The 13,432-nt window shown below is 73.0% G+C and carries 13 protein-coding genes; 6 read left to right on the top strand and 7 right to left on the bottom strand.

Annotated features, from left to right (window positions below):
* Positions 1 to 37 precede the first annotated feature (37 nt).
* From AB0J76_RS20015 to AB0J76_RS20000, 4 genes are all read left to right on the top strand, one after another.
* Positions 38 to 883, top strand: a complete 846-nt coding sequence (locus tag AB0J76_RS20015) for a sulfotransferase (protein WP_352327485.1) — start codon at positions 38 to 40, stop codon at positions 881 to 883.
* Entirely contained in the window at positions 880 to 2,058 is a 1,179-nt protein-coding gene (locus AB0J76_RS20010) for a glycosyltransferase family 4 protein (protein WP_352327484.1), read from the top strand. Before AB0J76_RS20015 ends, AB0J76_RS20010 begins: the two co-directional genes overlap by 4 nt.
* A gap of 124 nt (positions 2,059 to 2,182) precedes the next feature.
* Positions 2,183 to 3,079, top strand: coding sequence for a D-alanyl-D-alanine carboxypeptidase family protein (locus AB0J76_RS20005; protein WP_352327483.1), 897 nt, complete (start codon positions 2,183 to 2,185; stop codon positions 3,077 to 3,079).
* Between the two features lie 188 nt (positions 3,080 to 3,267).
* The gene (locus AB0J76_RS20000) at positions 3,268 to 4,335 is read left to right on the top strand and encodes an oxidoreductase (RefSeq protein WP_352327482.1); all 1,068 of its coding nucleotides are present in this window, start codon (positions 3,268 to 3,270) and stop codon (positions 4,333 to 4,335) included.
* Between the two features lie 42 nt (positions 4,336 to 4,377).
* Here AB0J76_RS20000 and AB0J76_RS19995 read toward each other — a convergent pair whose 3' ends face one another.
* Complete coding sequence (locus AB0J76_RS19995) at positions 4,378 to 5,007, bottom strand: alpha-ketoglutarate-dependent dioxygenase AlkB (protein ID WP_352327481.1); 630 nt, start codon at positions 5,005 to 5,007, stop codon at positions 4,378 to 4,380.
* Positions 5,008 to 5,209: 202 nt separating this feature from the next.
* Between AB0J76_RS19995 and AB0J76_RS19990 the strand changes: the two genes are divergently transcribed.
* Positions 5,210 to 6,583 carry an MFS transporter gene (locus tag AB0J76_RS19990; RefSeq protein ID WP_352327480.1) on the top strand — a complete coding sequence of 458 codons (1,374 nt, stop codon included), beginning with the start codon at positions 5,210 to 5,212 and terminating at the stop codon, positions 6,581 to 6,583.
* On the opposite strand, the gene AB0J76_RS19985 is transcribed toward AB0J76_RS19990, so the two are convergent.
* The 5 genes from AB0J76_RS19985 to AB0J76_RS19965 form a co-directional block, all read right to left on the bottom strand.
* On the bottom strand, positions 6,580 to 7,170 hold the full coding sequence (locus AB0J76_RS19985; RefSeq protein ID WP_352327479.1) for a CGNR zinc finger domain-containing protein: 591 nt from the start codon (positions 7,168 to 7,170) through the stop codon (positions 6,580 to 6,582). The genes AB0J76_RS19990 and AB0J76_RS19985 overlap by 4 nt on opposite strands.
* A gap of 187 nt (positions 7,171 to 7,357) precedes the next feature.
* Positions 7,358 to 8,314: a hypothetical protein gene (locus AB0J76_RS19980; RefSeq protein WP_352328305.1), complete on the bottom strand. Its 957-nt coding sequence runs from the start codon at positions 8,312 to 8,314 to the stop codon at positions 7,358 to 7,360.
* Between the two features lie 5 nt (positions 8,315 to 8,319).
* Positions 8,320 to 9,270 (bottom strand): hypothetical protein, encoded by a 951-nt coding sequence (locus AB0J76_RS19975; RefSeq protein ID WP_352328304.1) that lies wholly within the window; start codon positions 9,268 to 9,270, stop codon positions 8,320 to 8,322.
* Positions 9,271 to 9,343: 73 nt separating this feature from the next.
* Positions 9,344 to 9,706: a DUF2203 domain-containing protein gene (locus AB0J76_RS19970; RefSeq protein WP_352328303.1), complete on the bottom strand. Its 363-nt coding sequence runs from the start codon at positions 9,704 to 9,706 to the stop codon at positions 9,344 to 9,346.
* 9 nt (positions 9,707 to 9,715) lie between these two features.
* Positions 9,716 to 10,396: a GntR family transcriptional regulator gene (locus AB0J76_RS19965; protein ID WP_364390073.1), complete on the bottom strand. Its 681-nt coding sequence runs from the start codon at positions 10,394 to 10,396 to the stop codon at positions 9,716 to 9,718.
* Between the two features lie 91 nt (positions 10,397 to 10,487).
* On the opposite strand from AB0J76_RS19965, the gene AB0J76_RS19960 reads away from it, so the two are divergent.
* Entirely contained in the window at positions 10,488 to 11,819 is a 1,332-nt protein-coding gene (locus tag AB0J76_RS19960) for an MFS transporter (RefSeq protein WP_352329875.1), read from the top strand.
* 84 nt (positions 11,820 to 11,903) lie between these two features.
* Here the strand turns inward: AB0J76_RS19960 and AB0J76_RS19955 are convergent, their stop codons facing one another.
* A complete protein-coding gene (locus AB0J76_RS19955; protein ID WP_352329877.1) occupies positions 11,904 to 13,202 on the bottom strand; it encodes an MFS transporter in 1,299 nt (432 codons plus the stop codon).
* Positions 13,203 to 13,432 lie beyond the last annotated feature (230 nt).

Genomic DNA, 13,432 nt, shown 5'->3' with positions numbered 1-13,432 from the left:
AGGTAACTGCCAGGAACGGTAGGTAGTCTGCCTCGCCATGAACTGGCAGCGGCACGTCAACAAAGCGCTGGTCAGGTTCACCGGATTCCAGATCGAGCGAGTCGGGAACACGCCCTCTCCCCCGCCCGCTCCCGAGATCAGACCGCCCGCGGATCCGCTAACCGACCGGCTGCTCGAATCCCCCGTCTTCCTCCTGTCCCCCGTACGGTCCGGCTCCACGCTCCTGCGCGCGATCCTCAACGCCCACCCGGACCTGCACGCCCCGCACGAGCTGCACGTACGCCGGTTGCGGGTGCAGTTCGGCACCCCGCTGGCCGCCAAGGCGATGACCGCGCTCGGGCACAACCAGGCCGACCTGGAACACCTGCTGTGGGACCGGGTGCTGCACCGCGAGCTGGTCCGCAGCGGCAAGCGGTACGTCGTGGACAAGACGCCCGCCAACGCCTTCGCCCACCAGCGCATCGCCGCCTGCTGGCCGGACGCCCGCTTCCTCTTCCTGCTGCGCCACCCCGCCTCCATCGCCACGTCCTGGCACGAGGCGAGCCCGGACCGGCGCACCCCCGAGGAGGCCGCCCTCGACGCCCTGCGGTACATGAAGGCCGTGCAGCGGGCCAGGGCCGCGCTGCCGGGGCTGACCGTCAGGTACGAGGAGCTGAGCGCCGAGCCCGAGCGCGTCACCCGCGAGATCTGCGCGTTCCTCGGCCTGGAGTGGGAGCCGCGGATGCTCTCCTACGGCGAGCAGCAGGTGCTGGAGAAGGGCCTCGGCGACTGGCGGGACAAGATCCGGACCGGGACCGTCCAGCCCGCCCGCGAGCTGCCCTCCCCCGACCGGATCCCCGAGCCCCTCAAGCCCATCGCCCGGACCTGGGGGTACCTCACGTGAAGATCCGCTACCTGATGCTGCACGCCTACGGCATGGGCGGCACGATCCGCACGGTGGTCAACCAGGCGAACGCGATGACCGCGGCCGGGCACGACGTCGAGCTGGTCAGCCTGGTCCGGCGGCGCGAGACCCCGCAGTTCGCGATCGACCCCCGCGTCACCCTCACCACGCTGGTGGACCAGCGCGAGGGCAGGCAGCCCGACTCCGTCGGCCGCAGGGCGTGGCGGCGGATCCGCGGCAAGATCGTGCCGCGCGGCGAGTTCGCCGCCGACTACTTCACCGAGCGGGTGGAACGCGCCGCGATGGACTACGTCTCCGGACTGTCCGGCGGCGTCCTGGTGACGACCAGGCCCGCGCTGAACCTGATCTCCGCCCGGCGCGCCCCCGCCGGCGTCGTCAGGATCGCGCAGGAGCACATGAACCTGTCCGCCTACCCCGACACGATCCGCAGGGAGATCGCCCGCCACTACGGCAGGTTCGCCGCGGTCACCGTGCTGACCGGGACCAACAAGCTCGAATACCAGCGCCTGCTGCCGGACACGCCGGTGGTGGTGATCCCGAACGCCGTCCACCGCGTGGAGCAGGAACGCTCCCGGCAGGTCAACCCGGTCGTGGTGGCGGCCGGGCGGCTGGTGCCGCAGAAGGGGTTCGACCTGCTCATCGAGGCGTTCGCGCAGGTCGTGCGGGTGCATCCGGAGTGGCGGCTGCGCGTCTTCGGCACCGGGCCGCGGCGCGGCCAGCTCACCGGGCTGGTCGCGCGGCACGGGCTGGCCGAGCACGTGACGCTGCCCGGCCGTACCGAGCGGCTGGAGAAGGAGCTGGCCGAGGCGTCGGTGTACGCGCTCAGCTCCCGCTTCGAGGGCCTGCCCATGGTGATGATCGAGGCCATGACGCACGCGCTGCCCGTGGTCGCCTTCGACTGCCCGACCGGGCCGCGCGACGTGCTGACCGACGGCGTGGACGGCGTCCTGGTGCCGCCCAGGGACGTGGACGCGCTGGCCGCGGCGCTGATCCGGGTGATCGCCGACCGGGAGCTGCGGGTGCGGATGGGCGAGGCGGCGGCGGTGACGTCGCGGGCGTACGGGCCGGAGGTGGTGATGCCGATGTGGGAGGAGCTGTTCTCCGGGCTGGCGCGGGGGCATCGGGTGGCGGACAACCTCTGGACGGGCCGCTGAGGCTCCTTCCCGGAAAGATCTACCTGGTGGATCCTCCGACATCGACGGGGTTTCTAACGATTTGGTCACGGATTTTGCCTTAAATCGTTAAACGCACGCCAAAACGGGCGGCAGCCTGGATTGCATGCGTAACCGGAAAGCTCGACTCACCGCGTTCGCAGGCGCCTTCGCCCTGGTCACGGGGCTGGGCGTGCCCGCGTACGCGCAGACCGCGACCCCGACCGTCGCGGCCCCTTCCCTCGCCGCCTCCGCCGACGCCGGGGCGCCCGCCGTGTACGGCCGGGCCGCCTACCTGATGGACGCCCGGTCCGGCGCCGCCCTGTTCGGCAAGGCCGCCGACACCCGCATGCCGATCGCCAGCCTCACCAAGACGATGACGGCGTACGTCGTCCTGCAGTCGGCCAAGCCCACGGACCTGGTCGAGATCGCCCCCCAGGACGCGCGGTACGCCGAGGACGGCGGCGGCACCACCGCCGACCTGCGGCCCGGCGACCGGCTGCCGGTCGGCGAACTGCTCTACGCGCTCATGCTGCCCTCGGGCGCCGACGCCGCCCACGCGCTGGCCCGTACGTACGGGCCCGGCGTGCCGGGATTCGTCGACAAGATGAACGCCACCGCCCGCTCGCTCGGCATGAACGACACCCGTTACGTCAACGCCGACGGGCTGCCCACGTCGGCGGGCGACGGCTGGTCCACCGCCCGCGACCAGGCCGTGCTGGCGGCCAAGGCCCTCCAGGTGCCGCTGATCGAAGGCGTGGCCGGGACCCGGTACCACGAGGTCGCGGCGACGGAGGAGCACGGCGCGTACGGGTGGCGCAACACCAACCGCCTGCTCGCCGAGCCCGGGGTGATCGGGTTGAAGACGGGGTTCACCCGCGCGGCGGGGTACAGCCTGGCCTTCGCCGGCGAGCGGGACGGGCACCGGGTGGTGGGCGTGATCCTGGGCGAGTCGGTCTCCAGCCGCCGCTTCGACACCGCCCAGGCCCTCCTCACCTGGGCCCCCACCCGCACCGCCGCCTGACCTCTCCCCACCCCTCCGCCGCCTGACCTCTTCCCCACCGCCACCGCTGCCTGAACCCCTCCCCCCACCCGCACCGCGGCCCGCACCCTCATGGGCCCCTCCGAGCCCCCCTGAGAGGCGTCGTCTCCTGGGGCGGCGGGGTGTCCGCATGATGGACGCTCGTGATCTGTTGGGTTAGTTTGCCCGGCATGAACGTTCGCATCGCGATGAGCGTGCTGTCCGCGGCGCTCGTGCTCGCCGCCCCGCTCCCCGCCCACGCCGACACCCCCACCCCCGGCCCGGGCCTCGGCTGGGAGCTGAAGGAGACCGGCGTGACCGCCCGCTTCCGCGGTCTCGCGCCCGTGAGCAGGGACGTGGTGTGGGCCGCAGGCACCGGCGGGACCGTCCTGCGCACCGTGGACGGCGGCCGCACCTGGCAGAACGTCTCCCCGCCCGGCACCGAGTCCCTCCAGTTCCGCGACGTGGAGGCGTTCGACGCCCGTCACGCCCTGGTCCTGTCGATCGGCACGGGCACGGACGGCCGCGTCTACCGCACCGAGGACGGCGGCCGCACCTGGACCGAGTCCTTCAGGAACGACGAGCCGAACGCCTTCTACGACTGCATGGCCTTCTTCGACCGCCGCCACGGCCTGGCCATGAGCGACCCGGTGAACGGCAGGTTCCGCCTCCTGTCCACCGACGACGGCGGCCGGAGCTGGCAGGTGCTCCCGTCCAGCGGCATGCCGGACGCGCTGCCCGGCGAGGCCGGTTTCGCGGCGAGCGGCCAGTGCCTGGTGACCGCGGGCGGGCGGGACGCCTGGATCGCCACCGGCGGCGGCGAGCGGTCACGCGTGTTCCGTTCGGCCGACCGCGGGCGTACGTGGACCGTCACCGACACCCCGATCCCGGCCGCCGACCCCGCGAAGGGCGTCTTCGCGCTGGCCTTCCGCGACCGGCACCGCGGGATCGCGGTCGGCGGCGACTACCAGCCCGGCCTCCCCTCCCCGAACGCCGCCGCGGTCACCAGGGACGGCGGCGCCACCTGGCGGACCGCCACGACCCCGCCGCCCGCGTACCGGTCGGGGGTGACGTGGCTGCCGCACCTGCCGTTCGCGGCCATCGCCGTCGGGCCCACGGGCAGCGACGTGACGTACACCGGCGGGGAGCGCTGGGAGACCTTCGACGGCGGCTCGTTCGACACCGTCTCGTGCACCCCGGACCTGTCCTGCTGGGCCTCCGGCGAGCAGGGCCGCATAGCCCGTCTCCGCATCCGCTAGCACGCGGGGCGCGCGGGCACACGGCGGGCGCGCAGGGCCCGGTCAGCGGACGCCGCGGGGTCTGAACTGGATGCTGATGCGCGGCCCCGCGGGCCGGGCGGTCTTGGGGATGGCGTGCTCCCACGTCCGCTGGCAGCTGCCGCCCATGACGATCAGGTCGCCGTGCCCGAGGTCGCGGCGGATCGAGGGGCCGCCGCCGCGCGGGCGCAGCAGGAGCGGACGCGGGCTGCCCACCGAGACGATCGCGACCATGGTGTCCTCGCTGCTGCCCCGGCCGATGGTGTCGCCGTGCCAGGCGACGCTGTCGCGGCCGTCGCGGTAGAAGCACAGGCCCGCGGTGCGGAAGGGCTCGCCCAGCTCCTCGCCGTAGTGGGCGTCGAGCGCCGCTCTGGCCTGGTCGAGGACGGGGTCGGGCAGCGTCTCGCCCTCGTCGTAGAACTTCAGCAGACGCGGGACGTCGAGGACCCGGTCGTACATACGGCGGCGCTCGGCGCGCCACGGCACCGTCTCGGCCAGCCGCGTGAACAGCGTGTCGGCCCCCGTCAGCCAGCCGGGCCGCAGGTCGATCCAGGCTCCGTGGTCGAGGTACGTCCGGCGGACCGTGGCGCCCAGCCGCCCGACGCCGAGCTCCTCGTCGAGACCCAGCAGAGATGCTTGGAACGCGGCTTTCATGAGGCCGAGTCTATGCCATTGTTCAAACACACATTCGACTCGGATGCCGCCTGCGGGTGCCGGGAGGTGCCCGGCCTGTGCGGTACGCAGTCCGTACAGGCCGGGCGGTCGCCGCCGGCGGGCGCTGGACCCTCGCGGGACGATCAACCGACCCCTTCCCCGCCCGAACCACCCCTTAACCCGATCCTGTAACGTCTTGCTGATGTTGACGCGTTACATGGCCGGGGTGGTCGCCGCCCGGACCGGCGACGAGATGTCCGGACCCGCCCTCCTGGTGGCCGGGCTCGCCGCCACCGGGTCTCCGCTGCTGGGGGCGTCGCTGCTGGCCGGGCTGACCGTGTCGGCGGCCGTCGGCGGGCCGCTGCTCGGCGTGCTGCTGGACCGCGCCCGCCGTCCGGGCCGGTTGCTGGCGTGCTGCCTGCTCGGGTACGCGGCCGGCCTGCTGCTGGTGGCGGGCGGCGTCGGACGGGTGCCCGGGACGGCGCTGGTGGCGCTGGCCGTCGTGACCGGGCTCGCGGGCCCCGCGCTGACCGGCGGCTGGACGGGACAGCTCCCCCTGGTCTCCGGGCCCGACCGGGGGCGGCTGGCACGGGCCACCGCGCTCGACGCCATGACGTACAACGTGGCGGGGCTGGCCGGCCCGGCGGCGGTCGGCGTGATCGCCGCCGTGGCAGGCGGAACGGCAGCAGTCCTCGTCTCCGCACTGCTCCTCCTGACCGCCCTCCCCGCCGCCTGGACCCTCCCCGCCCGCACCCCCCACACCCAGCCCACAGGCGACGTGCCCACCCACAACCTGCCCGCCGTTGACGGGGCCGCCCTTGACCAGCCTCCGCTCGGCCAGTCCACGAGCGACAGGCCCGCAAAGGGCCGGCTGAGCGGCGGTGACCTGCTCGCGGGAGACGGGCCACGCGGCGAACGGCGGCGCTTCGGCCGCCTCACCGCGCCGATACGGGCTGCGGGAGCGGTCGCGCGGGAGATGGCGGGCGGGATCCGGGCGGTGCTCGGGAACCCGGTGCTGGGGCGGGCCACCGCCGGGTCGATGGTCTCGTGCGCCGGGGCGGGCATGTTCGTGGTGTCGGCGCCGGTGCTGGGGCTGGAGCTCACGGGCGACAGCAGCCGAGGCACGCTGCTGCTGGCCGTCACGGCGGCGGCCGGCCTGGCCGCGAACGGGCTCCTGGCCTGGCGCGGCGGCCCCCGTCGGCGGAACGCGACACCGGCGTGGGACACGACCCTGGTCTGGTCCACCACGCTGGTCGGCGCGGGCATGGCCTTGGCTGCCACGGCAGGAGCAGCCCTGGTGGGGACGTACTGGATCGCGGTGGTCGCGGCGGGGCTGGTGGGCGCGGGCGAGGGGCCGCAGTTGACGGCGCTGTTCGCGGTGCGGCAACGCGAGGCCCCCGCCGAACTGCGCAGTCAGGTGTTCACGACCGGCGCCAGCCTCAAGATCACCTCGTTCGCCGTCGGATCGGCGCTGGCAGGCCCGCTGAGCACCCACTCGGCCACTGCCGCCCTGCTGACCGGCGCGGCCTTACAGGCCGTGGCCGTCTACGTCCTCCTCCGCCGCCGCCGCGGTTAGCGAGCGTCAGCGGGGGGCTCGGCACCAGCAGGCGGGGGCGGGGGTGTGGTGTCAGGGGGGTGGGGGCGGGCGCGGTGGGCGGCGACGCGGGCGCGGGTGGCGCAGCGGGTGCCGCAGTAGCGGCGGGGGCTGCCGCCGCCCAGGTCGAGGTACGGCCGTCCGCACCCCGCGGCCGCGCACAACCCGCCCGGAACGCGCTGATGGTCGGCGACCAGCACGGCCAGGGCCATCGCCGACGAGGCCAGGAACCACTCGGCCCACGGCGCTTCGTCACCGCTGTCGACGTGCAGGTGCCAGGACGTCGTGCCCCGGTGGCTGGTCAGCCGGGGCGGCCGGGCGGTCTCGGCGAGCAGGCGGTTGAGCAGGCCCGCCGCCTCCCCTGCGTCGCGGGCGCCCAGGACGTCGCGCAGCCGGGCCGCCGCCGCGCGCATGGCGGCCACGTCGGACTCGTCGAGGCCCAGGTCGCCGTGCTCGCCGTGGCGGCGCAGGACGTCCGTCACCGAGGCGGGCGTCGGCTCTTCGTGCAGCAGCGCCACGCACAGCTCGACGGCTCTGACGGCCATCGCCCTGGTCGAGTGAACCTCCACCCGGCAAGCGTATCCACGGCGGGGCTCCCCCTGCCCCGCCGTGGACCGTGCCTGACCGCGGACCGTGCCTGACCGCGGACCGTGCCTGACCGCGGACCGTGCCTGACCGCAGACCGTGCCTGACCGCAGACCGTGCCCCGCCGTAGACGCTGTCCCGCCGTGGACGCTGCGCCGCAGTGGCGCGGGCTCAGCCGCCGCAGGCGGCGAAGACGAAGCTGTCCTTCAGGACGGTGTACCGGTCCCTGACCCGCACGGCGCCCGTCCCGGTGTCGACCTGGACGATGGTCATCCTGGACGAGCCGGACACCAGGTGCAGCGTGACCTGCGTGTCGCCGGTCCAGTCGATCATGTTGAGCTCGCCGTCCGGCAGCTTGATCTTCCTGCGCCCGGTGACCTCGTCGGTGGCGAGGTCGTAGGTGAGCAGTTCGGTCTTCCTGCCGCGGATCAGCACCGCCGCCGTGTGCCCGTCGCCGGCCAGCGCCTGCGGGCCGTTGGCGGCCACGACCTGCGGCGGCGTGACGCGTACGAGGTGCTCGCCCGTCTGGTCGCGCACGACCAGGTCGGTGACGGAGTCGTCGGACTCGATCGTGGACAGCACCTCGTCGCCGTCGCCGCTGAACCCGAGGAGGGTCTCGTCGGCGGGCACGGTGCCGAGCAGGGCGCCGGTCGCGGTGTCGAAGATCTTCGTGGCGGCGGGCCGGTCGTTCTGGATCGCGACGGCCAGCCGCCCGCCGTCGCCGGAGAGCTGCAGCGTCACCTCGTTCTGGGCGACCCGCGGCAGGGCGTCCTTGGGCATCAGCGTGACGCCGCCGCCGAGCACGCGTACGGCCAGCCGCCCGGCCTTGGTGAGGTACGCCACGCGCTGCCCGTCGCCGCTGACCGCGATCGGCGCCGGCGAGGTGACGGTGGACCTGCGCCTGGCGTCGAGCGCGACGACCTGGGCGTCGGGCAGCGTCCTGCGCCCGCCGTCGTGCATGACCAGCCGCCACTGCCCGCAGGGCCTGGACGCGCCGTCCTTGTCCGGGCAGCCCTTGACGGAGGCGTACCGGATGCTGTCGTGATCGTGGTGCGGCGCCGCCTGGGCGGCGGCCGGCACGGCGGTGAGGGCGAGCAGGGCCGCGGTCAGCAAAGGGACGATTCTCACGATGGTCACTCCCCCGGGAACACGATGGTGTGAGGGTCGGGGCCCACCTTGTAGGTGTCGGTACGGCGGGCCTGGCCGGAAGCGGGGTCGACGGTGAGCACCCGTACCACCGTCGACTTCGTGGTGCTGCTGTCGTAGGAGTAGGCGGCGAGCCTTCCGTCAGGGGTCCAGCGGGCGTGGTCGGGCGAGGCGTCGCCGGCCAGGGGGAGGTTCACGCCGTCGGAGAGCCGGGCGCTCTCCAGGTCGTACGTGCGCATCCGGGGCGGGCCGCCACGGCTGCCGCCGGAGCTGAACGCGGCGACGGTGTGCCCGTCGGGGGACAGCGCGAGGGTGACGGCGTTGGCGACGAACTGGGGGGCCGGGCTCCTGAGCACGCGGCCGTCGAGCCCGTAGGAGTACAGCCATCTGGTGCCGTCGCTCAGGTCGCGGGTGGTGAGCACCTCGTCGCCGTCGCCGCTGAAGCCGGCCGGCTCGCCCTTGACGGTCAGGCCGGTGATCCTGCCGGTGGCCACGGTGAGCACCTCGGCGTGGCCCCGGCGGCCGACGAGGACCCGGTCGCCGGCCGATGACAGGTAGAGGGCGTCGTCCGCGCCCGGCCGCAGGGACCTGGGCAGTTCCCTGACCGGGCCGCCGGCCACCGCCCGTACGACCAGGCGGTGGTCGCGGGCCCGCTGGTAGACGATGGTCCGGCCGTCGCCGCTGAGGGCGAACAGGGAGGTCGCGCGGTCCTTGGCACGGGCCGCGGAGTCGCCGACGGTGACCTTGCGGCCGTCACGCAGGAGCAGGCGCCAGGGGCCGCACGGGGACGTGCCCTCGCCGGGCAGCTCGCAGGCGGTGACCCAGGCGGCGCGGGCCTGCGGCGGCCCGGTGTGCGCGGGTGCGGCGGCGGCCGGGAGCCCCAGCCCGCCGGCGACCGCCGGCGCGAGGAGCGCGGCGGCCGCTGAGGATAGCCTCATGAGTGGTGATCCTTTCGCTCACCTGGTTAGACCCATGGGCACGGTGGCGAGTTGGTCACATGTAGGCCACGCTTCAGGGCAGCGGGCGCCGCCCCGCGAAGCCCAGATCCGTACGGTGGTACCAGGCCAGCTCGGGCTCCCCCTCGATCCAGCACAGCCGCACCGACTCCCCGCCGAGCACCGAGGGGAAGTCGATCAGCAGCGGCGCGACGCCCTTGACCTCGATCCCCTGCTCGCTCCACCGGGTCAGCGTCTCCTCGATGCGCGCCTCGATGGCCTTGATCTCGGGCAGCCCGCCGAGCCGCGACCCGCCGGCGGCCTCCCGGTCGAAGGCGATCTCGGCCAGGTCGGCGCGGCCCGCGACGATCTCCCGCGCCTCGGCGATGATGCCGGGCAGCAGGGCGCGCGCCTCGTCCAGGGTGAAGATCCGGTCCATGCGGAAACGCTACCCGTTCGGCTGGTAGGCGTGGATGAGAAGCCGCTCGGCCTCGTCGAAGTAGTCGTCGAGGTAGGCGGCCGCCTCCTCGGTGCGGCCTTCCGCCAGCAGGGCGAGCAGCGCGCGGTTGCGGTCGATGAACGGCTCGTGGAAGGCGCGCGGGTTGTCCATCACGTGGAAGACCAGGCGCAGCTCGGCGAGGAGCTGCCGCATGGTCTCGTCGAGGCGGGGGCTGCCGTGCAGGCCGACCAGGGCCTGGTGGTAGCGGATGTTGGCGGTGCCGACGCCCTGCCAGTCGCCCTGGGCGGCGGCCCGTTCGGCGTCGCGCACGGCCTCTTCGATGAGCGCCAGCGCCTGCCGCGACGCCTCGCGGCGGACGGCGGCCCCTTCGAGCACTCGCCGCATCGTGTAGAGGTCGGAGACGTCCTCCACGGACGGGAGCCGGACGAAGACGCCCCGGTTGAGCCGGTGGTCGAGCAGGCGTTCGTGGCCGAGCAGGCGGAACGCCTCGCGCAACGTGTTGCGCGAGACGCCGAGCCCTTCGGAGATGGCCTCCTCCGACAGCCGCTCGCCCGGCGGGAAGGCGCCTTCGATGATGTTGTCGCGGAGGATGTCGGCCACGCGCTCGGCCGTGCTGCTGCGGCTCAGTCTCGACCGGTGCCGGGCGAGGTCCGCGACCACGTCTTCCACGTTCGCCAGGGAATCATGGAGCAAATCTCTTGTCGAATTGTTCAACAATCCTTACGTTGAAACTATCCCCTCGACCATCTGGGAGCCTTCGATGTCAAGCTCCGCGAACCAGACCCGCCGGGTGATCATCGCCGCCCTCGTCGGCACGTCCCTGGAGTGGTACGACTTCTTCCTCTACACCACGGCCGCGACGCTGGTCTTCGGCAAGCTGTTCTTCCCGTCGCTCGACCCGCTCAACGCGACGCTGGCGGCGCTGACCACCAACGCCGTCGCGTTCGTCGCCAGGCCGCTCGGCGGCGTGGTGTTCGGGCACTTCGGCGACCGGGCCGGCCGCAAGACCGTGCTGGTCGTGACGCTGCTGCTGATGGGCCTGTCGACGTTCCTCATCGGCGTGCTTCCCGGATACGCGAGCGTGGGGGTGGCCGCGCCCGTCCTGCTGGCCGTGCTCCGCTTCGTCCAGGGCTTCGGGCTCGGCGGCGAGTGGGGCGGCGCGGTGATCATGTCGCTGGAGCACGGCGACAGCAGGCGGCGCGGCTTCAACGCGAGCTGGCCGCAGGTCGGCGTGCCCGCCGGGTACGTGCTGGCCACCGGCCTGCTCGCGATCCTGTCCTTCGCCCTGCCGGACGCGGCCTTCCAGTCGTGGGGATGGCGGGTGCCGTTCCTGCTGTCGGGCGTGCTGGTGGTCGTCGGGCTCTGGGTGCGGACGCGGGTCACCGAGTCGCCGTTGTTCTCCCGCGTCGAGAAGCACGGAGCCACGGCCAGGATGCCGCTGGTCGAGGTGCTGCGCACGCATCCGCGGGCGCTGCTGTCGGCGTTCACCGCGCGCATCGGGGTGGACGTGGCCTTCTACACCTTCACCGCGTACATCATCGTCTACCTCACCGGGCAGCTGAAGCTGGACCGGTCGGTGGCGCTGTACGCGGTGCTGATCGGCTCGGTGCTGCAACTGGGCCTGATCCCGCTGTTCGGCGCGCTGTCGGACCGGCTGGGCCGGCGGCCGGTCTACTTCGCGGGCGTGCTGGCGGCGGCCGGGTGGGTGTTCGCGTTCTTCCCGCTGCTGGACACGAAGTCGGTCCCGCTGATCGTGCTGGCGGCGGTGGTCGCGCTGGCCGCCCACGCCGCCATGTACGGCCCGCAGGCCGCGTTCATCGCCGAGTTGTTCAGCACCCGCCTGCGCTACAGCGGCGCGTCCATGGGCTACCAGGTGGCCGGGATCGTCGGCGGGGCGCTGGCCCCGATCATCGCGCTGAAGCTCTTCGACCTGTACGGCACCACCCTCGCCGTGTCCCTGTACGTGGTTGTCGCGCTGGCCGTCACCGCCGTAGGTTTGGCCATCGCCCCGGAAACCCGCGACCTGGACATCGCCGCCGGCGAGCGCGGCACGCCCAGGAGGCTGCCCGGCCAGGTGGGTCCCTTCGCCTGAGCGCGAGGGGAAGGCGGGAACGCCGCGAAGGCGTGGGCGGCGGCTGCCACCGCCGCCCACGCGCGTCCCACTCGCCCAGTCCTCTCAGACGGCGGTCTCGGGCAAGGTGACCCGCGGGCGCCTGCGCCAGTCGCCCTTGAACGCCGCCGTCGAGGCCAGGAACACGACCTGCCCGGCCAGCGCCACGGCGAGCCAGGCGCCCCAGCCGCCCGCGGAGACCACCATGGGCGAGACGACGAGCAGCACCACGATCATGACGCGGACGACCATGCCCCAGATGCCCAGCGCCGAGCCCTGCAGGCGCGACTCGACATCCTCGGCGTTCTCGGAGAAGTTGGCCATCCACGGCACGTACGCGACGCCCATGAACAGGAAGAGCAGCGCGTAGACGGCGGTGACGTGTCCCGGCGAGATGCCGGGGCCGACCATGCTGATGAAGTAGGCCAGGGTGAGGACGGTCAGCGCGGTGCCGGCGGCCGTGAACGGCTTGCGCAACCGGAGCCGGTCGGAGACCCGGCCGACGACGACCACGGCCACCGCGTTGAGCACGATGCCGAGCGCCACCACCCGGTTGGCCCCCGCGGGCTCCAGGCCGAACGCCTCCACCAGGATCGTCTGCCCGAAGATCGCGAACGTCCAGTAGAGCACCTGCCAGCCGGTGTTGCCCAGGACGTGCGCCCACAGGTGGGGGTGCCGGAACAGCTCGCGCACCCGTCCGGCGTCGATCTTCTCCTCCGCCGCGACGGCCTCCTCGGCGTCGAGGACCTGGGCCCGCAGCGCCGCCGACGGCTCGGCGATCTTCCAGACGATGACAGCGCACATGGCCAGCGAGACGACGCCCATGATGATCGCCTGTGACTGCCAGGCGTTGTCGAACAGCGGCAGCGTGAACCCGGCGATGAACGAGGCCAGGAAGGACGCCCCGACCGGCCCCCACGTCCAGAACGCGAACGCCTGGGCGCGGCCGAGGCGCGGGGAGAAGTCGCGGACGAGGGAGGCGGTGATGGTGATCCCGGCGCCCTCGATGAACAACATCAGGCAGCGCACCCAGAACAGGCCCGCCACGGTGTCCACGGTGGCGAGCAGGAAGTTGCAGGCCGCCGTGACGGTGAGGGTGGGCACCAGGAGCGTGACCCGTCCCCAGCGGTCGGACAGGATGCCGCCGACGCCCGCCGACAGGCCGCCGATCAGGACCGACCCCGCGGCGAGCAGGCCGTAGACCGTGAGCGACATGCCCAGGTCCTTCATCAGCAGCGGCAGGATCGTGGCGAGCGTGGTCTCGAAGTTGGCCACCAGGCTCGCCAGCACGGCTATCGCCAGCAGGAAGATCCGCCGGCGGCCGACCGGGTACACGCTCAGCTCGCGGACATAGAACGGCTTCATTCCCATCCTCCGGGGACGGTGTGTGACTGTCGCTCTAGAACGCGTTTCTAGTTGCCTCAGAGTTGCCCTTCTCAGGGGTGTTCGTCAACGGCGGCGGCGGTCACGATGTGATCTCGATCACAGCATTCCCGTTGTGACGGAATCGCTCCCGATTCACAGAACAACCACCCGCGAATAGGCATAAACTGCGCGCCTGTGAGCCTGCCTGTACGTGAACGTTCCCCCCGGCC

This window comes from Nonomuraea sp. NPDC049624, from assembly GCF_040675255.1.
Lineage (GTDB): Bacteria > Actinomycetota > Actinomycetes > Streptosporangiales > Streptosporangiaceae > Nonomuraea.
This window is presented reverse-complemented; position numbering and strand designations above follow the sequence as displayed.

What these genes read in the sequence shown, in the direction of transcription:
- AB0J76_RS19995 (WP_352327481.1), bottom strand. Translation starts at nt 5,007, where the DNA reads ATGAAAGCCGCGTTCCAAGCATCTCTGCTGGGTCTCGACGAGGAGCTC.
- AB0J76_RS20005 (WP_352327483.1), top strand. Translation starts at nt 2,183, where the DNA reads ATGCGTAACCGGAAAGCTCGACTCACCGCGTTCGCAGGCGCCTTCGCC.
- AB0J76_RS19970 (WP_352328303.1), bottom strand. Translation starts at nt 9,706, where the DNA reads ATGGACCGGATCTTCACCCTGGACGAGGCGCGCGCCCTGCTGCCCGGC.
- AB0J76_RS19975 (WP_352328304.1), bottom strand. Translation starts at nt 9,270, where the DNA reads ATGAGGCTATCCTCAGCGGCCGCCGCGCTCCTCGCGCCGGCGGTCGCC.
- AB0J76_RS19990 (WP_352327480.1), top strand. Translation starts at nt 5,210, where the DNA reads ATGTTGACGCGTTACATGGCCGGGGTGGTCGCCGCCCGGACCGGCGAC.
- AB0J76_RS20015 (WP_352327485.1), top strand. Translation starts at nt 38, where the DNA reads ATGAACTGGCAGCGGCACGTCAACAAAGCGCTGGTCAGGTTCACCGGA.
- AB0J76_RS20000 (WP_352327482.1), top strand. Translation starts at nt 3,268, where the DNA reads ATGAACGTTCGCATCGCGATGAGCGTGCTGTCCGCGGCGCTCGTGCTC.
- AB0J76_RS19960 (WP_352329875.1), top strand. Translation starts at nt 10,488, where the DNA reads ATGTCAAGCTCCGCGAACCAGACCCGCCGGGTGATCATCGCCGCCCTC.
- AB0J76_RS19955 (WP_352329877.1), bottom strand. Translation starts at nt 13,202, where the DNA reads ATGAAGCCGTTCTATGTCCGCGAGCTGAGCGTGTACCCGGTCGGCCGC.